The sequence below is a fragment of the Gluconobacter sp. genome (assembly GCF_047722525.1).
In the GTDB taxonomy this organism is placed as follows: domain Bacteria; phylum Pseudomonadota; class Alphaproteobacteria; order Acetobacterales; family Acetobacteraceae; genus Gluconobacter.
Window position 1 is genome coordinate 107,800 of record NZ_JBDNYY010000004.1, and the last position, 21,890, is coordinate 129,689.

Sequence of the window (21,890 nt, forward strand, 5' to 3'; positions counted from 1 at the left end):
CGAGCTTCAGGGCGGACCCTGTTGCGGAGATGGGGTTTAGCTTATGATTGCGGCGGGATCAACCCTCCCTGTCGCGATATTCGTCCTGTTCTTCATCATTGTCCTGACGGAAGGATGGAACCCGATAGGTCCCGCTGAACCAGCGGCCCAGATCGACATCGGCACAGTGACGGGAGCAGAAAGGCCGGAACTGCGGATCGGTGGGACGATGGCAGATCGGACAGGTGGCGTTGCTCATGACAGGCTCCAGCTTGCGGGTGGGGCATTGGGATCAAGGACAAGATCGATCGGCCGGGCGCGGCGGGATATGAAATCCGCCAAGGCTTCGGGATCGTTTTCCAGCGCCGTGACAAGGCTGATCGAGGCGGTCAGCGTCTGGCCAGGGCGGTTTTCGCGCAGGATCGTCCTGAGGATGGACAGCGCCTGTCCATGTGGGGAGGACAGGAGTTCGTGCAAGGGTGGACGGCGGAGCGGGCGCGTCAGTTCCAGCAGGCCGGACGGTGTAGCGCCGAGGACGTCCGGTTTCAGGGGATCGCCAGCCAGAGCCTCACGCAGGAAGGGGACCAGAGCCGGGCGTTTGCGCGTCTTGACCCCGGCCGGGTCGACCAGAATCGTGCCAGAGAGGTTCCGCAGGCGGATCTGCCGTGCCAGTGCTGTGAAGGCGGCGACGTTGCCCTTGAAGTCGGGTGCTCCCGCGCTGTCGAGGTCGATGGCGACGAGAGCGGGTGTCGGAAAGATGCTAGCGGTCAGGAGGCCCAGATCGGCCTCGGGGCTGCCGAGGCTGTCGAAATCCGCTTCCAACGCTCCGTCAAACGCCTGCTGGCAGCGCTGAAGGCGTGGACGCAGCCGGCCCGGTAGTTTTGCCGCAATGCCCGGGTCATCCACGAAAATCGAAGTGGCCGGATAGCGGTGCGCCAGTTCGTCGAGCGGGGTTGGTCCGCGTTCGAGCAGTTTGGGACCGGATGGCGTTTCAGTGGGCATGTCCGCCCGACGCAGGCGCAGGCCTTTGCCATTCTGGGCGGCGCGGCTGACACGCGCTGCGGTCAGGGCCCCTTCGATCAGGGCTTCGCGGGTGGAAAGAAAGCCGCTCTGGCCGTCTTCGAGCAGGACGAACGCGCCACCCAGAGCGGGGGCGACCTTCTGGACGCGGACAACGTGCCAGTCTTCCAGACCATCCGGGCAGCCGGGACGCCAGATCGCGGCATCCAGCAATGTGTCATGGTCCGTGACAGCAATCCGCACTTCGCCCGGAGAACAGGCTGCGCGGATTTCGGTCATGCGATCCAGCCACCCGTAGGTTTTTTAACCGGCTGGCCGCGCAGGAGCTGCGCGGTTTCAAACAGCGGCAGCCCCACGACGGCGGAGTAGCTGCCGCCGATCTGGCGGATATGGGCGGCAGCAGCGCCCTGAATGGCATAACCGCCCGCCTTGCCCTGCCAGTCCCCCTGCGCGATCAGGGCGTCGATCTGCGCGTCCGTCAGGCGATGGAAGATGACGGAGGTTTCCACCAGCCGTTCGCAGGGTGTGCCTTGCGGCCAGCCTGCGCTCGGGCGCAGGACCACGGCTGTCAGCACCTTGTGGCGGCGTCCGGAGAGCAGTTTCAGACAGGTGCGGGCTGTCTTTTCATCTTCGGCTTTCGGGAGCACGCGTCGGCCAACGGAAACCACCGTATCTGCGCCTAGGACGAGCGCTGCATCCGTGCGCTGCGCGGCCACATGCTCCGCCTTCTGGCGGGCGAGGCGCTGCGCGAGCGGGCGCGGCAGTTCGCCGGGGCGCGGTTCTTCGTCGATATCGGCGCTGACGACGGCGTCGGGCACAATGCCGATCTGTTCCAGCAGGCTCAGGCGGCGCGGGGAGGCGGAGGCTAGAACGAGCTTCGGACGGTCCAAAAGGCCGGATGACCCTTCTGCGGAAGACGGGGAGGAGGTCATGCGGCGGACGGTCTTACTTGAAGCGGAACGTGATCCGGCCCTTGGACAGGTCGTACGGCGTCATTTCGACGTTCACGCGGTCGCCGGCCAGAACGCGGATGCGGTTCTTACGCATCTTGCCGCTCGTATGGGCCAGGATGGTATGCTCGTTGTCGAGCGTGACGCGGAACATGGCGTTGGGGAGCAGTTCCATGACGGTGCCGGTAAACTCGATCAGGTCTTCTTTTGACATGTGAATCCTTGCTTCAGGGACAGGGTAATGATCTGCGCGCGGCAGTGGCTCCGGTGCGGAGCCTGAAAATCCAGTTCCGCTATGTGCGGACTGTCAGCCCAAAGGTCAAGCATGACCGGTCCCTGTCCGAGGATTCTTGCGGTTTTTTGGCGCTCCGACGTCGTGCCGCCCTCTCAGACAGCACGACAGGGTCTGTTCAGGACGCTTTGGCAGCCGCCGCGGCGCGAGCAGCCATCTTTTCCTCTTCGGTCCAGACGCGGCGCTCGCGTGTTTTCTGCGGCTTGACCTGCTTGACCGGACCGCCGCCGAGCACGGGCGGGCGCATGGTGGAGTTCCGGGCCTCTTCCGAGTGCCATTCATGACTGTCATGAACGTCCAGCGTCCGGCCGATCTCACGCTCTACGGCATGCAGCCAGGCGCGCTGCTCGGCATCGCACAGCGTGATGGCGAAACCGCTGCGGCCCGCGCGGCCTGTGCGGCCGATCCGGTGCACATAGCTTTCCGGCAGGCTCGGCAGATCGTGGTTAATGACATGCGTGACAGTATCGACGTCAATGCCGCGCGCTGCGATATCGGTCGCCACCAGAACCTGCACGTCGCCTTCACGGAACGCGTTCAGCGCCCGCTCGCGCTGACCCTGCGACCGGTTGCCGTGCAGGGCCTCGGCCGTGATGCCTGACTCCGTCAGGAAGGTGCAGACGTCGTTGGCGATGTTCTTCTGCAACGTGAAGACAACGGCCTGACCGATACCCGGTGTCCGGAGCTGCGCGAGAAGAGCCGCTTTCTTGTCGGATGCATTGAGGAACATGACCGACTGCGCGATCCGGTCCACGGTGCTCGACGGTGGTGCGATCTCGACCTTTGCCGGGTCGCGCAGGAGGCTCTCGACGAGGGCTGCGATGGACTTCGGCATCGTTGCGGAAAACAGTACCGTGTGCCGGTCTGCGGGGAGCGTTGCGACAATGCGTTCGATCGGCTTGGCAAAGCCCATGTCCAGCATCTGGTCGGCTTCATCCAGCACCAGCGCCTCAAGCTGCGACAGATCGCACAGGCCCTGCTCGATCAGGTCCAGCAGGCGTCCCGGTGCGGCGACGATGATGTCCACGCCGTCTTCAAGCGCCTTGACCTGATGAACCTGACTCACGCCGCCGAAAATCGTGGTGACGCGCACCGGCTGGTGACGGCTGAAGCTCTCGAACCCGTCCGCAATCTGGGAGACCAGTTCGCGCGTGGGGGCCAGAACCAGAACGCGCGCGCCGTTCCTGGGCGCAGGGCGCGGCGTTTCGGCAAGCCGGTGCAGCAGGGGCAGCGCGAAAGAGGCCGTCTTGCCGGTGCCGGTCTGAGCCAGCCCGAGCAGATCGCGGCCTTCAAGAAGCAGCGGGATGGACTGGGCCTGAATGGGCGTGGGTTTGACGTAACCCGCATCGTTCAAAGCGCGGAGAAGCGTAGGCGCAAGGGCGAGATCGGCAAAAGTCGGGGACATGATGAAGCGGCGCCTCCGGCGCTGAGTAAAGCTGCGCCTGATGGGGCTTCGCGGATTCAGAAAACGGGCTTGTACGAATGATGCCTCCCGCCGTCAACGCAACGAAAGAGCTTCGGGACCCGGTCTGTCAGGAGAGTTTGGAAATATCGCGCATGGCGACGACCAGCGACATGTGTGATGCCAGAAGTCGCTGCGGCAGTGTGGGCAGATAGATCCGGATGGCCTCAAGGCGCTTTGATTCCGGGAGGGCCGCGAAGGGTGGCCGTGATCCCGGGCCGTCACTGCCCGCATCGTAGCTTTTCGCGATTGCAGCAAGGAGGGAGGCGGGAACCGAAGCCAGAAGGGCTCTCTGCGCGGGATTCAGAAGCCGGTCCCGCAGGGGGCCGGAGAGGGTGCGTTCTTCCGCTATTTTCGGAGGCTCGTAAGGCTTGAGCTGGCTCAGCGGGAATTCGACTTCCACGCCATTGGCCTGCTCCACATAGCCGGTGGCGCCGTCGATATCGACCAGCTTCCCGTCATGCGTTCCCTTCAGGTCCGAAACACGATCACCGATCGATAACTGGGCCATGACTGATCTCCTCACGTTCATCCCCGCAGAGCCTGCAGGGGCTCACGGGTCAAGCAGGCCTGCTCCGGACTCAGTGTTTCTCCAGCCGGACCGACAGGCTGAGCGCATGGGCGTCCAGTCCCTCGGCCGTGGCCAGCGCCACGCCAGCCGGGCCGATCCGGCGCAGACCGGCTTCGTCGGCTTCGATGGTCGTGGTACGTTTGATGAAGTCGAAGACCGACAGGCCAGACGCGAAGCGCGCCGTACGGCTGGTCGGCAGGACGTGGTTCGGGCCACCAACGTAATCGCCCACAGCTTCGGGGCAGTAGCGACCCATGAAGATCGCGCCTGCATGGCGGATCAGGGACGAGAACTCGCGCGGGGCGTCGAGCATGACTTCCAGATGCTCGGGTGCCAGCGCATTGACGATCTCGGCGGCTTCTTCAAGCGAGCGTACCACAATGATCGCGCCATGATCGTCCCAGCTTTTCGAAGCAATAGCGGTGCGGGGGAGCGTTTCAAGTTCCGTCCGGACCGCCTCGGCCGCGCGGTCGGCAAAGGCGGCATCCGTCGTGATGAGGATGGCCTGGGCCTGCTCGTCATGTTCGGCCTGAGCGAGAAGATCGAGCGCAACAAGGCGCGGATCGTTCTGCCCGTCGGCCACGACCACGACTTCGGACGGTCCGGCGATGCTGTCGATGCCGACATGGCCGAAGACCTGCCGCTTGGCTTCCGCAACAAACGCATTGCCCGGCCCGACGATGCGGTCCACCGGCGCGATGAGGTCCGTTCCGAACGCCATGGCGCCCACGGCCTGCGCGCCACCGATCCGATAGATCTCCGTAACGCCGCAAAGCTGTGCGGCTGCCAGAACCAGCGGGTTCAGCACACCGTCCGGGGAAGGCACGCACATGGCGAGCCGCTTCACACCCGCCACGCGGGCGGGCAGGGCGTTCATCAGCACGGAAGACGGATAGGCCGCCTTGCCGCCCGGAACATACAGCCCCACCGCATCCAGCGGCGTCCAGCGCATGCCGAGGCGGATGCCGTCTTCATCCGTGAAGTCCAGATCCTTGGGCATCTGGGCGGCATGGAACGTCTCGATCCGGCGGGCGGCGGTGCGCAGGGCGTCCATCAGGTCAGCAGGGACGCGCGCGGCTTCGGATGCGATTTCTTCCGCACTGATCCGCAGCTTTTCAGCAGGCAGTGTCAGGCGATCAAAGCGGGCAGTGTAATCGCAGAGGGCTTCATCGCCCCGGCTGCGCACATCGGCGAGGATGGTACGGACCGGCTCGGCCACGCTGCGCTCTTCGCTGCCCCGGGCGGCAAGCAGTGTTGCGAAGTCTTCGGAGAACCCGGCTGCGGAGGTGTCGAGGCGTTTCATCAGGCGGCTTCCTCCGTGTTCAGGGCGGCGCGGAAACGCTCGATCAGGGCACTGATTTCCTCAGGACGGGTCTTGAGCGCGACGCGGTTGACGATCAGGCGGCTCGTGACATGGGCGATGGTCTCGGTTTCCATCAGGCCATTGGCGCGCAGCGTGGAGCCGGTATCGACCAGATCGACGATAACGCTCGCCAGATCCAGCGTCGGCGCCAGTTCCATCGCACCGTTCAGATGCACGATCTCGGCGTTGATCGCGCGGGAGGCGAAATGACGGCGGGCAATGGTCGGGTATTTCGTGGCGACACGCAGACGGGACTGACCGGTCGCGGGGTCTTCGGTCATGGTCTTCGGGCGGGCGACGGCAATGCGGCAGCCGCCGATGCCGAGATCGAGCGGGGCATAGATGTCCGGATAGTCGAACTCCATCAGCACATCCGCGCCGCAGACGCCGATATCGGCCCCGCCATAGGCCACGAAGGTTGCCACATCGAAAGAGCGCACCCGCACGACATCCAGATTCGGATCGGATGTGCCAAAGCGCAGGCGGCGGCTGCTTTCCGTCAGGCAATCCGGATCGGGTTCGATGCCGGTGCGGCTGAGCACGGGGGCCAGCGCCTTGAGGATGCGTCCTTTCGGCAGGGCCAGAATCAGCGGTGAATCACTGCGGACAGCAAGGTCCGCTCCGGTCTGGAGGCCGTTTCCGGTCCCGTTCTGGGGCGCTGTCATGAAGTGTCTTTCCCTTGCCGTCCGCAGCCACTGAGAGAACGGCAGGCCATATCACGAAGCCGGAGTCTTCCCAAGTTCCCCAAAGGAATTTCCAGCCTCGGTGTGGGCCGGACGCGAATTTTCTTGACGTCCGGAAGCATCCTCACTCAATCTTATATGCATGTCTGCCAACATAGAAACATTTCTGTTTCCCACGCCTTTGTCGGATACGAGCGGTCTGCCGCTGCGGGTCCAGCTTCGGGAACGCGTGTTGGCGGCCATTGGCTCGGGCCTTCTTGGTCCGGGAGACCGTTTGCCAACCATGCGTGCCCTGGCCGTTCATCTGCGGGTGGACCTCAACACCGTGCAGCGGGCCTATGCCGAGCTGGAACGTCTGGGCGCCATCCAGACCTTCCGGGCGCGGGGCAGTTTCGTCAGCGACCGGCCGCCCCCCCCGGATGAAGAGCGCCGGGCGGCGGATATCCGGGATCTTGCCGCCTCCACGATCGCCCGGTGTCAGGCGCTGGGTCTGGAGCCCGAAGCGGTTCTTCAGGCCATGCGTGATCTCCTTTGTCTGTCCAACCCCTGATGCCGAAAGACGGCGTTTCAAAAGGCTGATGTCCATGCCGGAATTTCCTGTTTTCCCGTCCCTTGCGCCGCTGCGGTCCGCAGGAAACCGGTCGCGCCTGCCGGTCAATACAGTCGCGGCATCCATCGCGGGTGCGATCCTGCTCGTCGGTGCCGGTCTGACGGCCCTCACGAAAGCGCCGGGCTGGGTGATCGGTGGTCTGGTTCTGGGGCTGCTGGTGATGATGTCGCTGCGGATGTGCAATTCCTGGCAGCGCGTTCTGGTCCTGCGGGCCGGGAAAATTCAGGGCCTGCGTGGCCCGGGCCTGTTCCTGATCGTGCCATTTCTCGATCAGATAGATGCCGTGGTGGACCAGCGCATCCGCACGGTGCCGGTTCATACGCGACAGACCCTGACGCGCGATACGACGCCGGTGGATGTGGATGCTGTCGTGTTCTGGATGGTGCATGATCCGCTGCGGGCGATCACGGAGCTCGACAACTATGAAGGTTCGGTCTCGATGGTCGCGCTGACGACCCTGCGCGAGGTGGTGAGCAGTTCGGATCTGGCCACACTGCTGGAAGACCGGCGGCGCATTGACGGGGAATTGCGGGACCTCATCGAGATCAAGACCCGCGAATGGGGTGTCACGGTTCAGGCCGTCGAGATCCGCGACGTGCAGCTTCCCGACAGTCTTCAGGATGCCATGAGCCGTCAGGCTCAGGCCGAGCGCGAGCGTGCGGCTCGCGTCACGCTGGCTTCGGCAGAGCGGGAAGTGGCGCATGAACTGGCGCTGGCGGCGAAGACCTACGAGGCCTCACCGATCGCGCTCCAGATCCTTCAGATCAACCGCATCTTCGAGATGAACAAGAACCGCGGCACCACCATTCTGATGCCGACCACCATGGCGGATTCGATGACCACCGCCACCGCTTTCGCCGCCGCGATGCAGACGGTCCAGCCGGAGGCGGGTGCCCCCGCCGGCGAGGTCAGCGACTGAAGCTGGCGACCATATCCAGCAGATTGCGCTGACGCCGTGTTGAGAGCCGAGCGGCTGTCAGGACGGAGCGCGCCTGCGAGATGGCGGTATCGAGTTCCGAGTTGATGATCGTGTGATCGAACTCGGACCAGTGGGAAATCTCGTCCAGCGCGGCCTTCATGCGCTTGGCGATTTCTGCAGGATCGTCCGACGCCCGCTTGTTCAGGCGGCGTTCCAGCTCTTCCAGAGACGGCGGCAGGACGAACAGGCTTACGACATCGTCCGGCAGGGCCGCGCGCAGCAGACGATGGCCCTGCCAGTCGATGTCGAACACCATGTCATAGCCGGCATCCAGCGCCTCTTCGACCGGCGCACGCGGCGTCCCATAACCCCGTCCGAAGACCTCAGCCCATTCCAGAAGCTCGCCATCTGCGGCCATGCGGCGGAACTCCGCGATATCCCGGAAATGGTAATGCACCCCCTCGACTTCCCCCGGGCGCGGACCGCGCGTCGTGACCGAGACAGAATGGCGCAGTGTGGGCTCCGAAGCGCGCAGGGCGTTGGCAATGGTGGACTTGCCCGCGCCAGACGGGGCCGAGATTACCAGACAGACGCCACGGCGGGGCAGTTGGGTCATGGGGTCTCCTTGGAATAATGAACCGGACAGGAATGTTCTGCCGAAGCGTCTAGCGTGAATGGGGCGGTTCTGGCCAGATATTCAGGGCTTGTTCAGGGCGCTGCCCTGAAACCCGCAAAGGGACGCGGTCCCTTTGAACCCATGAATTTACAAACGGGATCAAAGGGGCGAGCCCCTTTGTGGGGCGCGGGGCAATGCCCCGATCCTCACGGTTCGGACTGAAGCTGCGCAACAATGGCACTGCTGATCGTCCTGCGTGTCGGGCCGCCCAGCACATGGCCGAGCGGCGCCAGAACTTCGATATGGTCACAGACGATCTTGAAAACCGCGAGCATTGGCACAGACAGGAAGGCGCCCGAGATGCCCCACATCCAGTCCCAGAACAGCAGCGAGCCCATGACGAAAACAGGATTGAGCGTGAAGCGGCGGGCCAGCAGCATGGGCGTGATGGTCTCGCCTTCCAGCACATGGATCAGCAGGTAGATCGACGGCGGCAGGAGCGCGTAAAGCAGGGAGGGGAAACTGAAGAGCCCGACCACGAAATAGACGACCACACCCGTCAGCGGCCCGATGATGGGAATGTAGTTCAGCAGGAAAGCTAGCACGCCCCACAGAAGCGGGTTGGGCATGCCGGTCGCCCAGCACTGGATCATGTTCACCAGCCCCACACCCAGATTCATCATCGTGATCGTCACGAGGTAGAGCGAGACGTTCTGCTCGATCTGCGTCGCCATCTCCACGAGGCGCCGCTTCTTGGCGTAAGTCGGCATGATCTCGACGCAGCGGCGCAGGAGCGTATCGCCTTCCGTCATGAGGAAGAACAGCATCAGCAGCATCGAGAAGAAGCCGCCTGCCAGTTCTCGCGTGCCGGCCAGAACGGAAGAGCCCAGACGGGAGAGGGCGCTTTCCCCGCTGATCGTCCCTGCCACGCCCCGGGTGGCGTGTGTGCTGCCTGAATGGCCGCTGAACACGGCGGACAGGCGCATGTAATCATGCTGGACGACGTCGATCGGGCCGCTGAGGACGGCCAGCTTGCTCTGCAGGGCGGGGAGGGTCTGGGGCGCGCGAGAGATCCAGCCAGCAGCCGGAACGGAAATGGTCGTGGCGATCCCGCCCACGATTCCGAACATCATGACGATCAGCATGAGGGCGGCCAGATGCCGGGGCAGGCGCAGGCGTTGGGTCAGGAATCGCATGGGCGCGATCATGAGCAGGTTCAGCACGAGCGCGAAGACGAAAGGCAGCAGGATCGGCGCCGTGAAATACAGCGAATAGAATACGGCCAGGACCGTCAGGATCAGGACGCACATGTCCCGGATGTTCAGATGTTCGCGCAGCAGGTTCCGGTCGAGGGTCGGGTCCGGAAAATCGCCGTCGGGAGCCAGTCTTTCGCCAGTTTTTCCGGAAGAAGATGCGCCAGGGGAACAGGCAGGGTCGGCGGAAGACGCATTGGGACGGCCGGACATGTTTTCTGCCTGCAGCGAAAGACGGAGCGCACGGACCGAACGATCCGCAAGAGGACACAGTTGCGTGTTCTGCCCAAAAAACCCCTTGAACTCCAGTGGCATCGGGTCACTAAATCATGAGCATTGCCGGTGGATGCATGTGTCGTCCGTGTTTCTGCCGGTCATCGTAGACAAGGAGAAAACTCATGGCCTGGAATGCACCGAAAGTTACCGAGATCCCGCTGGGCGCAGAAATCAACTCGTATGTCTGCGGCGAGAAGAAATAAGCCTTATCCTCCGGGACCCATCCTGTGAGGAAAAAATGGCACGGCCGCTCCCTTGTGGGGCGGCCGTTTTCGTTCATGGGCGCCTCATTGCGCCCCAGTCAGACGGTTTATGAAAAATGATTGATGTCATCGTGCTTGGCGCGGCGGCAGGGGGCGGTTTTCCGCAGTGGAATTCCGCGGCACCCGGCTGTGTGGCCGCCCGCACGCGACAGGGCGCAAAAGCCCGGACCCAGGCCTCCATCGCCGTCAGTGCTGACGGAAAGCGCTGGTTCATTCTCAATGCCTCTCCCGATCTTCGGCAACAGATCATCAACACGCCGGCCCTGCATCATCAGGGCAGCCTGCGGGGTACGCCCATTCAGGGCGTTGTGCTGACCTGCGGCGAAATTGATGCCGTGACCGGGCTTCTGACGCTGCGTGAGCGTGAGCCCTTCACGCTGATGGGAAGCGAATCGACTCTCCAGCAGCTTGCGGACAATCCCATCTTCGGCGCGCTCGATCCCGAAATCGTCCCGCGTGTTCCGCTTGTTCTCGACGAAGCCACGTCCCTGATGAACAAGGACGGCATCCCGTCCGGCCTTCTGCTCACGGCTTTCGCTGTTCCGGGAAAGGCGCCCCTCTACGCGGAAGCTGCGGGCTCACGCCCCGATGAAACGCTCGGCCTGTCCATCACGGATGGAAAGAAGACACTGCTCTTCATTCCCGGCTGCGCGCAGATTACCCCGGACATCGTGGAGCGGGTGGCCGCGGCCGATCTCGTGTTCTTCGATGGGACGCTGTGGCGGGATGATGAAATGATCCGTGCCGGGCTGAGCCCGAAGAGCGGACAGCGGATGGGGCATGTCTCGGTCAATGATGCAGGTGGCCCGGTGGAGTGCTTCACACCCTGTACAAAACCTCGCAAGGTATTGATTCATATCAACAACTCCAATCCGATTCTGTTCGAAGACAGCCCCGAACGCAAAGACGTCGAACGCGCCGGATGGACGGTTGCGGAAGACGGTATGACTTTCAGACTGGACACCCCATGACGCTCCTTACGCCTGACCAGCTTGAAGCAAGGCTTCGCCAGATCGGTGCCGAGCGGTATCACAACCGGCATCCGTTTCACCGCAAACTGCATGACGGCAGGCTCGACAAGGCGCAGGTCCAGGCCTGGGCGCTGAACCGCTATTATTATCAGGCCCGCATCCCGGCCAAGGACGCGACCCTGCTTGCGCGCCTTCCTACGGCCGAACTACGTCGCGAATGGCGCCGCCGGATCGAGGATCATGACGGCACGGAACCCGGAACGGGCGGTGTCGCGCGCTGGCTGATGCTGACGGATGGTCTGGGGCTCGACCGCGACTATGTGGAAAGCCTTGATGGCCTGCTTCCGGCGACGCGCTTCTCGGTCGATGCTTATGTGAACTTCGTGCGGGACCAATCGATTCTGGCGGCTATTGCGTCGTCACTGACGGAACTGTTCTCGCCCACGATCATCAGCGAGCGCGTCTCCGGGATGCTGCGTCACTACGATTTCGTGTCGGAAAAGACGCTGGCCTATTTCACGCCCCGTCTGACCCAGGCCCCGCGGGATTCGGATTTCGCGCTCGCTTATGTCCGCGAAAACGCCCGCACGCCCGAGCAGCAGAAAGAGGTTCTCGGTGCGTTGGAGTTCAAGTGCTCCGTCCTGTGGACGATGCTGGATGCGCTCGACTACGCCTATGTCGAAGGGCACATTCCGCCGGGCGCCTTTGTTCCATGACGGAGGCACCCCATATCGTGACGGAGGAGACGGTCCTCTCCTTCGCCCGCGGCCACCGGCTCCAGCATGATCGCGTGCGGGACCTGTGGATCATACAGGCACCTGAAAAAGCATTTGTGATTGAAGGCGCCGCGCCGCATATTCTGCGGCTGCTGGACGGGGAACGCAGCGTCGGCGGGATCATCCAGCAGCTTGAAGAACAGTTTTCCGCCCCGCGTGAGGTCATTGTGAAGGATGTCCTCGCGCTTCTTTCTGAACTGACAGAAAAGAACGTCCTGCACACATGACACTTCCTTCGCCGCCGATGAGCCTTCTGGCTGAACTGACGCATCGATGCCCGCTTGCCTGCCCCTACTGCTCCAATCCGCTGGAACTCGAACGCAAAACGGCAGAACTCGACACGGCCAGCTGGAGTTCCGTGCTGGAGCAGGCTGCGGAACTGGGCGTTCTGCAGGTCCATTTCTCCGGCGGCGAACCCATGGTCCGGCCTGACCTGGTCGAACTCGTTTCCGTCGCCCGGCGTCTCAACCTGTATTCCAATCTGATTACATCCGGTGTCCTGCTGGACGAAGCAAAGCTGGAGGCCCTGGACAGGGCGGGGCTGGATCATATCCAGCTTTCCTTCCAGGATGTGACGGAAGCAGGGGCCGAGCGTATTGGTGGCCTCAAGGGCGCTCAGGACCGCAAGATCGCGGCGGCGCGCCTTATCCGGGCTTCCGGTATTCCGATGACGCTCAATTTTGTCATACACAGGGAAAATGTTGCCCGGGTCCCGGAGATGTTCGCACTCGCGCGCGATCTGGGAGCGGGGCGGGTCGAGATCGCGCATACCCAGTATTATGGCTGGGGTCTGAAAAACCGCGATGCGCTTCTGCCAAGCAGAGACCAACTGGAAGAGTCCACACGCGCCGTGGAAGCGGAGCGCGCGAAAGGGGGGCTCTCCATTGATTATGTCACGCCCGACTATCACGCAGACCGGCCCAAGCCCTGCATGGGCGGGTGGGGCCAGCGTTTCGTGAATGTCACACCATCTGGCCGCGTGTTGCCCTGCCATGCGGCCGAGATCATTCCGGATGTTTCATTTCCGAATGTGAAGGACGTAACCCTGTCCGAAATCTGGAACGGCTCGTCCCTGTTCAATATGTTCCGCGGGACAGACTGGATGCCTGAACCCTGCCGGTCCTGCGAACGCAAGGAAAGGGACTGGGGCGGATGCCGCTGTCAGGCGTTTGCCCTGACAGGGAATGCGGCAAATACCGATCCGGTCTGCAGCCTGTCGCCGTTTCACAACATTGTGGAACAGGCCGCGACCGGAGTACCGGAAAAGCCGGAACTTCTGTACCGGCGTTTCTGATCTGCGAACGGGTCAGTTTGAGAGGCTGTTGTTCTGACTGTCGGTCCATTTCGCGGCAGATGCATGCCAGTAGACCTCAACGCCCGTGATGCTGTTCAGCTTGCAGTCCGAACACCACAGGTGATTGCCGTCGGTTTCATTGGCGGTGGGCAGGGACGCCAGCGTGTAGGATGCCTGACGGATCGCGCCGCCGCCGCTCGTGTCCGTCGTCGTGTTCCAGTTGCCATGGCCGTCAGCGTGTAGCCCCGACAGGTTTCCGACGCTGCCAAAATTATTACTGCTGGTACCTCCGGAACTTTGCAGATCGCCTGAAGCAGCAAGGTTCACTGCCGCACCCATATTGGCACAGACCGCCATCGTGTAGCTGCTCGGGGCGCACCAGCCCGCCTGCAGATTGTTACTCAGAGTCGCTGCCTTGATGAAGAATGTATGGCCGTTTTCAAGGTAGCTGTCGGCAGTCACATCCAGACCGTTGGAGACGACGACAGACCCGTCGCCATTAACCCGGAAGCCACAGTGGGACGCATAACCACAGATGGACAGGCTGCCGTAATTGCCTGCGACATTCCATTCCAGATCCGCCTGTTTTGAGCCGCCTGGATCGCCCATAACCTTGGGGTCGCCATCCACCGTGGTTCCCATGTGTACAACGCTCTGCTCCCAGCCTGTGGAGGCCGAAGGGTTTCCAAGATCATTCCACAGAACAACGCGCATCTTGTTGGCGGAACTGACCCACTGGTCCCATTCCTGATAGATCTGGGTCGTATTTGTGGAAGAGAGAGACTGGTTTTTCGTGGACGGAATGGAGACATTGTCGCCATCGATCAGCCAGTTTCCACTTCCTCCGTCAAACTGAAGGTGATGATTGATGTTTCCGCCCAGCATGATCTGACGGCTGTCAGTTGTCAGGGCAGCGGGCTGGTTTCCCGCGTTCATGCTGATGCCCTGCCAGTCAATGGAATTGTCCGGGGCAGTCCCGTTGATGACGTTCAGATCCACTTCAAGAGGCGTGATCTGATGCACCAGAGACGTGTTCGTGGCTGAAGGCGTGAGGGCCAGCGCATCGATATTGAAAAACCAGTTATTGCCAAAAGCGCTTCCCGCCGCACCGCCACCCAGAAAGACCGTAGGTGTCGAACGCGCGCTCCATACGGTGTCGAGTGTGGCGGTCTGCGGCACCTGGCCGCTGGCACCTGTTCCCAGCCCTGGAACATCCCATGCATAGACACTGATTGATGTGGCGCCTGCCGCAGGCTGGACACTGACGAACCCCGCATAGAGGTTTTTCCTGGGGAGTTGTCCCGCAGTGCTGGTGGACGTCAGCGCCGGATTGGGGCTGTTTGTCGTAATGTACATGTTGGGATGGATCTGTGCGGCCTGCGCGGCCGTCAGCGGTGTCGCCAACTGCACTGATGTCGCCGTATAGCCTGTTGCCGTGAGGATAAGGCGTGCCGGCATGTTGTTGACGAGGATGCAGTTCGCGACAGTGTCATACCCGCCAACGCCAACCACGGCACTTGCCCCTGCGCGGGGGTCCCTCTCGGAAATCGGATACTGCGAATTATAGACAGATCCCGTCATGGCCACGCCGACGCCACATCCGGTCGAATACGGGCCGTAAGGATCCGTCTGCACCAGAAGGGAACGGGGAATATAGGTGTTGTTGTCTTCGCCGGTCACCACCTGACCACCGAAAAGCGCACTTTCGTAGCCCTGGGCATAAGCATCAACGGAGGGAGCATTTTTCTGCCATGTGCCCAGCCAGTCGGCTCCTGATGTGAGGGGACTTGTGACATCTCCCAGACCGTCGAGTGCAGCAACACCATTGGCTACACTGACAGCAGATTTCTGGAGATAGTTTTCAAGGGTGTTGTCGGTCAGGGTGGTGGCGCACGGGACGGGATGGTTGTTTGCATCCAGCCCACAGGCCTGGACCGAGACCGTTGTGGCATGCCACTGTCCCTTCAGATCCTGATAGGCTCCTACGACCGGCTTTCCTGTCGCATCAAGATCTGAAGTAATATTGACGGTATGATACTGATTGTCGGTAGCGCGATAGGTTTGCGGGATCACATCCGATGCCAGAGCCGGACTGGACAGCAGTGCGCAAAAGAAAATAAATTTCTTCAACATTAAATTCCTCAATTTTCAGGAAGGCAATGTAATCGACCTTGGCCCGGAAACATCGGGAAGGGATATTTAGCGTATTTTATGATTATTCTGTGAAGGGAAATAAGACCCTTCTACATTGGCAAAATATAGCAAAAACTGCGTTCAATTGCAAGTCTGTTAGAGTTTCTGAGAATTACAGGAGCGTCAGAAACCGCTTTCTGTTGGATGATGGTCGTCCTTGATGGTTGCGGAAGATATTCCGCAACCATCAAGGACCTCCGCCTTATCAGGGGCGGGCGGGCACGTTTCGCAGGAAGGCCACGCTTTCCACGCAGGCGGCCGCCGCTTCACGGCCCTTGTTCTCGGCGTCCTTGCGGGAGCGGTCCACGGCCTGCTGTTCGGTGTAGGTCGTGAGGATTCCGAAGGCGATCGGCACTTCGGTCTCAAGCTGGGCCTGCATGATGCCGATGGTCGCGCCCAGCGAGATGAACTCGAAATGCGCGGTGTCGCCCTTGATGACGCAGCCGAGGCAGATCACGCCTTCATACTTGCCGGACTTCGCCAGACGCTGGGCCAGAAGCGGCAGCTCGAAAGCGCCCGGCGCGTCATAAACGTCCACATCCGTGATGCCGCGCTCTTCCAGCCATTCGAGTGAGCCGTTCTTCAGGCCGCCGGTGATGTTCGTGTTGAAGCGGCTGACCACGATGGCCATTTTCGGCGCAGGCGAGAGACGCAGGTCGGGGGCTACGGGGATGTGCTTGCTCATGCAGGCTGTTCCTGAAGGAAATGGCCCATCCGCGTGCGTTTGGTCGCAAGATAGGCGCGGTTGAAAGGATTGGCCTCGATTTCCAGCCGCTCGCTGGATTTTACGTCAAAGCCGAAGCGGACGAGGTTGGATTCCTTGTCCGGATTGTTCGTCAGAAGGCGGAGCGAACTCACGCCCAGATGCCGCAGCAGGTCGGCCGCCGCATCCCATTCGCGGGCATCGGCGGGCAGGCCGAGCGCCTCGTTGGCCTCAACCGTGTCCATGCCATGGTCCTGAAGCTCATAGGCGCGGATCTTGTTGGCCAGTCCGATCCCGCGTCCTTCATGCCCCCGCAGATAGACCAGAACGCCGGATTCTGATGCCGAAATCCGCTCCAGCGCCTCGCGGAGCTGCGCGCCGCAGTCGCAGCGCAGGGAGCCAAGCGCATCGCCCGTCACACATTCCGAATGCAGCCGGATCAGCGGTACGCCCCTGGATGGATCGCCCTTCACCAGCGCGACATGCTCCACGCCATCGACGGCGCGGAAGGCATGGATCCGAAGATCGTGGCCGCCGAAGATGCTGGGCAGGGCGGATTCGGCCACCATTTCACCAGCGGCCGGGACGGGAGTGCAGATCAGGTCATGGCCTGCGACAGGCCCACGCCCATGCTCGCGGCACCAGTCCTGAAGGTCCGCGATGCTGACCACGGGCATGTTGTGCTTCGCTGCATATTTCCGCAGTTCCGGCAGGCGCATCATGCTGCCATCATCGGCCATGATTTCGCAGATCACGCCAGCGGGCTCCAGCCCGGCCAGACGCGCAATGTCGATGGAGCCTTCTGTATGCCCGTTGCGCCCCAGAACGCCCTCCGGATGGGCACGAAGCGGGAAGATATGACCCGGCGAGACGACATCGTCCGGTGTGGCGGCCGGATTGGCTGCAACGACGATCGTGCGGGCGCGGTCTGCGGCGGAAATGCCGGTCGTCACACCCGTGGCCGCTTCGATCGAGACCGTGAAGGCCGTGCCGCGCGGGTCGCGGTTGCGCGCCACCATGGGCGGCAGGCCGAGGCGATCCGCCTGTTCGGCTTCCAGCGGCAGGCAGACCAGCCCGCGCGCCTCGCGGACCATGAAGTTGATGGCTTCCGGCGTGGCGAGCTGCGCCGCCATGACCAGATCGCCTTCGTTCTCACGGTTCTCGTCATCGACCATGACGACCATGCCGCCGGCGCGGATGGCCTCGATAGCTGCTTTCAGGGACGGCTTCATGAGGCCACCTTTCCAAGGCTGGGGGAGAACCGCAGCAGGTTCTCGACATATTTGGACAGCACATCGACTTCCACATCCATCCGGTCTCCGACCGACAGCGTGGAGAGGTTGGTGTGGTCCCAGGTGTGCGGGATGATCGTCAGGCCGACTTCAAAACCGGCCTGATTGCCGCGGGTGATGTCATCATGCAGCTCATTCACCGTCAGGCTGATGCCATCGAAGGTGATGGAGCCCTTTTCCACGACATACTGGCGCAGGGTCTGGGGGACAAACACGCGCAGGGCATAGGAATCGCCCGCCTTTTCGACGCTGGCGAGTGTCGCCACGCCATCCACATGGCCCTGCACGATATGGCCTGAAAGGCGCGTGCTGGCGGCGACGGCGCGCTCCAGATTGACGCGTGATCCAGCCTTGAGCTGGTCCAGCGGGGTACGGGACAGGGTTTCGCCGCTGAGGTGGAACGTCGCCACGCCTGCCGCATCGAAGGTCTCGACTGTCAGACACACACCGTTGACTGCCACGCTCTCGCCGAGTTCCAGATCCGGAAAGCCGGTTTCCACGGTCAGGTCCATCGCTTTGTCACGGACAGAAGCGGAGCGGACGGTTCCCAGACGCTCTATGATTCCAGAGAACATGCGTTTTCCCTCAGCAGTCGCAGCGGGCTCTCGTCCCGCGATTTCAGGTCGATACGGTCAGCGCCCGCAATGTTGTGGCCCGGGGTCTTGTGAAGGGTGAGCCAGTCATCCCACAGCCCGGCTTCAGCCACGGATGCCAGCAGGGCCGGACCGGCCTCGATCATCGCCCAGTTCACCCCCCGCTCCGCCAGCATGGCGGGAACGGAGAGCAGATCGGAACTGGTGAGAACCTCGAACCCGGCTTCCGTCATCTCGGCAGCCCAATCCGCCGGAAGGCGGCCGTGGCGGTCGCAGACGACGAGCAGGCGCGGCTTGCGGTCCTCATGGTCCGGAATATGCCGGACCGTGAAGCGCGGCCGGTCCGCCAGCACCGTGCCAATCCCGGTGATGATCGCGTCCGTCGCCCGGCGCAGGCGATGCGCGAGGGTGAGCGAGGCCGGAGATGTGAAGGTTTTCTGCCTCGGCGGCGGCACCATAGAGCCGTGTTCGTCCAGCGCCTGTTTGACGCTGATCCACGGGCGGTGGCGCACCACGCGGCTTGCGAAAGGCGCCAGAAGGGCCCGGCAGTCCCGCGCCAGATCCGCCATGTCCGGCCGATCAGCCAGCATAACCACACGCTTTGCACCGGGCATCTCGCGCAGCCGCGCAGCACCACCGGCAGCCTGCGGGTTCGGATCGGCTGCGCCAATCCAGATTTCACGGACCGGGCTGTTACGTAGGGCCTCGCTGCATGGCGGGGTACGTCCGGTATGATTGCACGGCTCCAGCGTCACGAGGGCCACGCGGGCCTGATCCAGCACGCCTGCTGCCCGGGCCTGTGCCAGAGCCATGGCTTCGGCATGAGGCTGGCCGACGCGCGGATGGACGCCGACCGTCAGGATACGGCCATCCGCATCCAGCAGCGCACAGCCGACAGACGGGTTGGGGGCTGTGGCGCCGAAGGTTTCAACAGCCTGAGCGATGGCCGCATGAAAGCCATCGCGGATCGCGCTGAGCGCTACTGTGTCGGAAAGGGTCGTCTGGTCAGCCAAGTTGCGTCTTCTGGTCCCGTTACAGTCGGGACGCCCGCAAGGCGCACGCCGCCCTCAACCGATACGGAAAACAGGCCGGGCAAATGGCACCCTGACCCGTCCGTCATCGGACAAGTGCTGCGTTCTCTTCCATCCGGACTCTAACCGTCGGCTCCGGAGTCTCACCGGATCTGCTTGTCCCTTCCGGACCGAAATCCGGAAGGCGCTCGCGGGCTGAAGCGGAGAAATCCGCCAATACCGCCGGTGGGGAATTTCACCCCGCCCTGAGAACGTCTTTGTTCAATTCAAACTATGGGACCGTCGGGATGCAGATGACAAGCAAAAATCCACATGCGCCGTTCACCTGAGCGGGAGCCCCTGCGGATAGCAGGGATTTCACGCGCAAAAAAAACCGCCGGTCGAGGGACCGGCGGCTCTGAAAATCCTGGCGAAATGCCGTAGAACTCAGTTCGGAGAGGCCGTCGTGTTGCGCTGGATTGCGCCCTGTGTGGCGTTGGCACCGCGGGAGACGTTATGCCCAACGGAACTGACGTCCTGACCGGCGCCCCGTACGGTGTTGCAGGCGGACAGCGTGACGGCCGTGCCCGAGAGGAGCGCCAGAGACAGGGCAATACGTGCAATGGACTTGGTAGACATAGGTAAAAATCCTCTAAAGAGCGTTTTGCCTTGTAAACGACACCTGACGACAATGGTTCACGGCAGGAAGAGAAAATTTTCCTTCAGGTAATGATCTGTCTGACGAAGAAGATGACCTAAGACAGTTCAGATGAGGCTCATTCTGAACGAATGGCGCTATCAGGCGCTTTATGAAGCGTTTTCCCCTGCTGTGAGGATCCATGTCCAGCTCCCACAACCGCCCTGCCATCGTCTGGTTTCGAGACGATCTGCGCATGGCAGACCATCCTGCCCTGCATGAGGCTGCTGCCTCCGGTCGGCCTCTGATCTGTCTTTATGTTCTTGATGACGTCACACCGGCGCTTCATCCGCTCGGAGCGGCCGTCCGCTGGTGGCTTCACGGTGCTCTGGCGGAATTGCGGGGGCAGCTTGAAAAACGTGGCGGTGCCTTGCTGACGCTTTCGGGCTCGGCTGAAAAGCTGCTTCCACAACTTGCGGAACAGATGGATGCGGCTTCAGTCCACTGGCATCATCGCCTGCATGAGCGTGAGAGGGCGCAGGACGACCGGATCCGGCAGGCGCTGGAGCAGCAGGGCGTTGAGGTGCGGACGCACTGGGGCACGGTTCTGCTCGATCCTGATACCGTGCGAACGAAACAGGGCGGATTTTACAAGGTCTGCGGCTCCTTCTGGAAAGCTCTCCAGACCCAGGCTGTCCCGGAGCCGCTCGAGGTTCCTCGGAGGCTGTCGTTTCATGCCGTTCCGAAATCCGTCCTGTCGGGCGCGCGCCTGAACGAGAAAGATCTCTGTCCTCATGCGCCGGACTGGGCGGAAGGTTTCCGCAGGACGTGGGAACCGGGCGAGGCTGAAGGGCAGGAGCATCTGCAGGATTTTCTCAGGGACTCCGTCACGGATTATCCGAGGGGCAGGGACCGGGTGGCTGAAGAGGGGACTTCACGCCTGTCGCCCTATCTGGCGTCCGGAGCGCTTTCGCCGCGTCAGGTCTGGGCAGCCCTGCAGAAGCATGGTGCGCATACGGAGGGGCCGCGGATTTTCCTGTCTGAACTCGGATGGCGAGAGTTTGCCCGCTACACGCTGTATCACCTGCCTGATCTGCCGTTTAAAAATCTCAGTGCGAAGTTTTCCGCAATGCAGTGGCGGAACAGTGCTGCGGATCTGAAGGCCTGGCAGCGCGGGCAGACAGGGGTGCCGATCGTGGATGCCGGGATGCGTCAGCTCTGGCAGACTGGCTGGATGCATAACAGGGCCCGCATGATCGTGGGATCTTTCCTGACGAAGCATCTGCTGATCGACTGGAAAGAGGGGGAGGCCTGGTTTCGCGATACGCTGGTGGATGCGGATTTTGCGAATAATGCCATGAACTGGCAGTGGGTGGCCGGTACGGGCATCGAAGCCACGCCGTTCTTCAGGATATTCAATCCCACGCGACAGGCCGAGAAGTTCGATCCGGACGGCGATTACATCCGCCAGTGGGTGCCCGAACTGCGCGGTCTTTCAGGCAAGGCCCTGTTCGAACCCTGGGCGGCAAAGGATGAGGATCTGAGGAAAGGGGGCGTTGTGCTGGGCAGAACGTATCCGCGCCCGATCGTCGATCTGAAAGAAGGCCGGGATCGCGCTCTTCAGGCTTTCAGGGCCCTTTGAGGCGCTGAGGGTCCGGCCTCTCGAAAGTGAGAGGCCGGAAAAAGCGGATCAGAGACCGCCGTTCAGGAAGTTGCTGACGTCACCGCGGGTCTTGTTGCCAAGAGTGTTGAGGCGGTTGCGCTGTTCCTGCGGGGCATTCTTCAGCTTCTGCAGACGCTGCGTCTGCTGATCGCGCAGGCTGGTCAGCTTGGACTGCTCGTTGGTGATCTGCTTCTGCAGGCGGGCCTTCTCGTTGGCCGGGGCGTTCGTATACTTGTCCTTGAGGTCCTGAATCTTCTTCTCGCGGGCGGCCTGCGCTTCCTGGGACTGCTTCTGGTAGTTCTGGACCCGGCTGTTCAGGCAGTCTTCCCGCTGGGCCAGACGTCCGATGACATCGTTCTGGCCACTCTGCTGGCAGTTGCTTGCAGTCGTGCTGTCAGCCGCATGCGCCTGCGGTGCCAGGGAAACGGCCCCGGCAATCAGTCCTGCAGCAAGCATCGAGCGGGAAAAAAGGGTGAAGTTCATAAAATCTCCTGTAAACGG

The 21,890-nt window shown here is 62.2% G+C and carries 25 protein-coding genes and 1 riboswitch; of the genes, 8 read left to right on the plus strand and 17 right to left on the minus strand.

What is annotated here, in order from left to right; genetic code table 11:
- Positions 1–58 precede the first annotated feature (58 nt).
- The 8 genes from ABF859_RS05425 to hisG all read right to left on the minus strand — a co-directional run bounded on the left by ABF859_RS05425 (position 59) and on the right by hisG (position 6,302).
- The gene (locus ABF859_RS05425) at positions 59–238 is read right to left on the minus strand and encodes a DNA gyrase inhibitor YacG (protein ID WP_225198185.1); all 180 of its coding nucleotides are present in this window, start codon (positions 236–238) and stop codon (positions 59–61) included.
- Positions 235–1,278, minus strand: coding sequence for a ribonuclease E/G (locus ABF859_RS05430; RefSeq protein ID WP_415526762.1), 1,044 nt, complete (start codon positions 1,276–1,278; stop codon positions 235–237). Before ABF859_RS05430 ends, ABF859_RS05425 begins: the two co-directional genes overlap by 4 nt.
- Positions 1,275–1,931: a Maf family protein gene (locus tag ABF859_RS05435; protein WP_415526763.1), complete on the minus strand. Its 657-nt coding sequence runs from the start codon at positions 1,929–1,931 to the stop codon at positions 1,275–1,277. Before ABF859_RS05435 ends, ABF859_RS05430 begins: the two co-directional genes overlap by 4 nt.
- Before the next feature lie 13 nt (positions 1,932–1,944).
- Positions 1,945–2,163 (minus strand): translation initiation factor IF-1, encoded by a 219-nt coding sequence (gene infA / locus ABF859_RS05440; protein ID WP_007282896.1) that lies wholly within the window; start codon positions 2,161–2,163, stop codon positions 1,945–1,947.
- 196 nt (positions 2,164–2,359) lie between these two features.
- Positions 2,360–3,646, minus strand: a complete 1,287-nt coding sequence (locus tag ABF859_RS05445; protein ID WP_415526764.1) for a DEAD/DEAH box helicase — start codon at positions 3,644–3,646, stop codon at positions 2,360–2,362.
- A gap of 127 nt (positions 3,647–3,773) precedes the next feature.
- Positions 3,774–4,214, minus strand: coding sequence for a hypothetical protein (locus ABF859_RS05450; protein WP_415526765.1), 441 nt, complete (start codon positions 4,212–4,214; stop codon positions 3,774–3,776).
- Between the two features lie 70 nt (positions 4,215–4,284).
- Positions 4,285–5,577: a histidinol dehydrogenase gene (hisD, locus tag ABF859_RS05455; RefSeq protein WP_415526766.1), complete on the minus strand. Its 1,293-nt coding sequence runs from the start codon at positions 5,575–5,577 to the stop codon at positions 4,285–4,287.
- Positions 5,577–6,302, minus strand: coding sequence for an ATP phosphoribosyltransferase (gene hisG, locus ABF859_RS05460; RefSeq protein WP_415526767.1), 726 nt, complete (start codon positions 6,300–6,302; stop codon positions 5,577–5,579). Before hisG ends, hisD begins: the two co-directional genes overlap by 1 nt.
- A gap of 160 nt (positions 6,303–6,462) precedes the next feature.
- On the opposite strand from hisG, the gene ABF859_RS05465 reads away from it, so the two are divergent.
- Positions 6,463–6,870, plus strand: a complete 408-nt coding sequence (locus ABF859_RS05465; protein ID WP_415526768.1) for a GntR family transcriptional regulator — start codon at positions 6,463–6,465, stop codon at positions 6,868–6,870.
- 34 nt (positions 6,871–6,904) lie between these two features.
- Positions 6,905–7,849, plus strand: coding sequence for a slipin family protein (locus ABF859_RS05470; protein ID WP_415526769.1), 945 nt, complete (start codon positions 6,905–6,907; stop codon positions 7,847–7,849).
- On the opposite strand, the gene gmk is transcribed toward ABF859_RS05470, so the two are convergent.
- Together gmk and ABF859_RS05480 are read right to left on the minus strand one after the other, a co-directional pair.
- Entirely contained in the window at positions 7,839–8,465 is a 627-nt protein-coding gene (gmk, locus tag ABF859_RS05475) for a guanylate kinase (protein ID WP_415526770.1), read from the minus strand. The genes ABF859_RS05470 and gmk overlap by 11 nt on opposite strands.
- 206 nt (positions 8,466–8,671) lie before the next feature.
- On the minus strand, positions 8,672–9,931 hold the full coding sequence (locus tag ABF859_RS05480; protein WP_415526771.1) for an AI-2E family transporter: 1,260 nt from the start codon (positions 9,929–9,931) through the stop codon (positions 8,672–8,674).
- Positions 9,932–10,116: 185 nt separating this feature from the next.
- Between ABF859_RS05480 and pqqA the strand changes: the two genes are divergently transcribed.
- From pqqA to pqqE, 5 genes are all read left to right on the plus strand, one after another.
- The gene (gene pqqA / locus ABF859_RS05485) at positions 10,117–10,197 is read left to right on the plus strand and encodes a pyrroloquinoline quinone precursor peptide PqqA (protein ID WP_415526893.1); all 81 of its coding nucleotides are present in this window, start codon (positions 10,117–10,119) and stop codon (positions 10,195–10,197) included.
- Between the two features lie 116 nt (positions 10,198–10,313).
- Positions 10,314–11,228: a pyrroloquinoline quinone biosynthesis protein PqqB gene (gene pqqB, locus ABF859_RS05490; protein ID WP_415526772.1), complete on the plus strand. Its 915-nt coding sequence runs from the start codon at positions 10,314–10,316 to the stop codon at positions 11,226–11,228.
- Positions 11,225–11,944 carry a pyrroloquinoline-quinone synthase PqqC gene (gene pqqC / locus ABF859_RS05495; protein ID WP_415526773.1) on the plus strand — a complete coding sequence of 240 codons (720 nt, stop codon included), beginning with the start codon at positions 11,225–11,227 and terminating at the stop codon, positions 11,942–11,944. Before pqqB ends, pqqC begins: the two co-directional genes overlap by 4 nt.
- Positions 11,941–12,231: a pyrroloquinoline quinone biosynthesis peptide chaperone PqqD gene (gene pqqD, locus ABF859_RS05500; RefSeq protein WP_415526774.1), complete on the plus strand. Its 291-nt coding sequence runs from the start codon at positions 11,941–11,943 to the stop codon at positions 12,229–12,231. Before pqqC ends, pqqD begins: the two co-directional genes overlap by 4 nt.
- Positions 12,228–13,298 carry a pyrroloquinoline quinone biosynthesis protein PqqE gene (pqqE, locus tag ABF859_RS05505; protein ID WP_415526775.1) on the plus strand — a complete coding sequence of 357 codons (1,071 nt, stop codon included), beginning with the start codon at positions 12,228–12,230 and terminating at the stop codon, positions 13,296–13,298. The genes pqqD and pqqE overlap by 4 nt, the downstream gene beginning before the upstream one ends.
- A gap of 12 nt (positions 13,299–13,310) precedes the next feature.
- On the opposite strand, the gene ABF859_RS05510 is transcribed toward pqqE, so the two are convergent.
- The 6 genes from ABF859_RS05510 to ABF859_RS05535 all read right to left on the minus strand — a co-directional run bounded on the left by ABF859_RS05510 (position 13,311) and on the right by ABF859_RS05535 (position 19,728).
- On the minus strand, positions 13,311–15,431 hold the full coding sequence (locus ABF859_RS05510; protein ID WP_415526776.1) for a hypothetical protein: 2,121 nt from the start codon (positions 15,429–15,431) through the stop codon (positions 13,311–13,313).
- A gap of 265 nt (positions 15,432–15,696) precedes the next feature.
- The gene (gene ribH, locus ABF859_RS05515) at positions 15,697–16,176 is read right to left on the minus strand and encodes a 6,7-dimethyl-8-ribityllumazine synthase (RefSeq protein WP_415526777.1); all 480 of its coding nucleotides are present in this window, start codon (positions 16,174–16,176) and stop codon (positions 15,697–15,699) included.
- The gene (ribB, locus tag ABF859_RS05520; RefSeq protein WP_415526778.1) at positions 16,173–17,426 is read right to left on the minus strand and encodes a 3,4-dihydroxy-2-butanone-4-phosphate synthase; all 1,254 of its coding nucleotides are present in this window, start codon (positions 17,424–17,426) and stop codon (positions 16,173–16,175) included. Before ribB ends, ribH begins: the two co-directional genes overlap by 4 nt.
- Positions 17,423–18,061, minus strand: coding sequence for a riboflavin synthase (locus tag ABF859_RS05525; RefSeq protein WP_415526779.1), 639 nt, complete (start codon positions 18,059–18,061; stop codon positions 17,423–17,425). Before ABF859_RS05525 ends, ribB begins: the two co-directional genes overlap by 4 nt.
- Positions 18,043–19,092, minus strand: a complete 1,050-nt coding sequence (ribD, locus tag ABF859_RS05530; RefSeq protein ID WP_415526780.1) for a bifunctional diaminohydroxyphosphoribosylaminopyrimidine deaminase/5-amino-6-(5-phosphoribosylamino)uracil reductase RibD — start codon at positions 19,090–19,092, stop codon at positions 18,043–18,045. Before ribD ends, ABF859_RS05525 begins: the two co-directional genes overlap by 19 nt.
- Before the next feature lie 117 nt (positions 19,093–19,209).
- Positions 19,210–19,367: riboswitch (FMN riboswitch) on the minus strand.
- A gap of 169 nt (positions 19,368–19,536) precedes the next feature.
- Positions 19,537–19,728 carry an entericidin A/B family lipoprotein gene (locus ABF859_RS05535; protein ID WP_415526781.1) on the minus strand — a complete coding sequence of 64 codons (192 nt, stop codon included), beginning with the start codon at positions 19,726–19,728 and terminating at the stop codon, positions 19,537–19,539.
- 200 nt (positions 19,729–19,928) lie between these two features.
- Between ABF859_RS05535 and ABF859_RS05540 the strand changes: the two genes are divergently transcribed.
- A complete protein-coding gene (locus tag ABF859_RS05540; RefSeq protein ID WP_415526782.1) occupies positions 19,929–21,368 on the plus strand; it encodes a cryptochrome/photolyase family protein in 1,440 nt (479 codons plus the stop codon).
- A 48-nt stretch (positions 21,369–21,416) separates the two neighbouring features.
- On the opposite strand, the gene ABF859_RS05545 is transcribed toward ABF859_RS05540, so the two are convergent.
- Positions 21,417–21,872 carry a hypothetical protein gene (locus ABF859_RS05545; protein WP_415526783.1) on the minus strand — a complete coding sequence of 152 codons (456 nt, stop codon included), beginning with the start codon at positions 21,870–21,872 and terminating at the stop codon, positions 21,417–21,419.
- Positions 21,873–21,890: the final 18 nt, after the last annotated feature.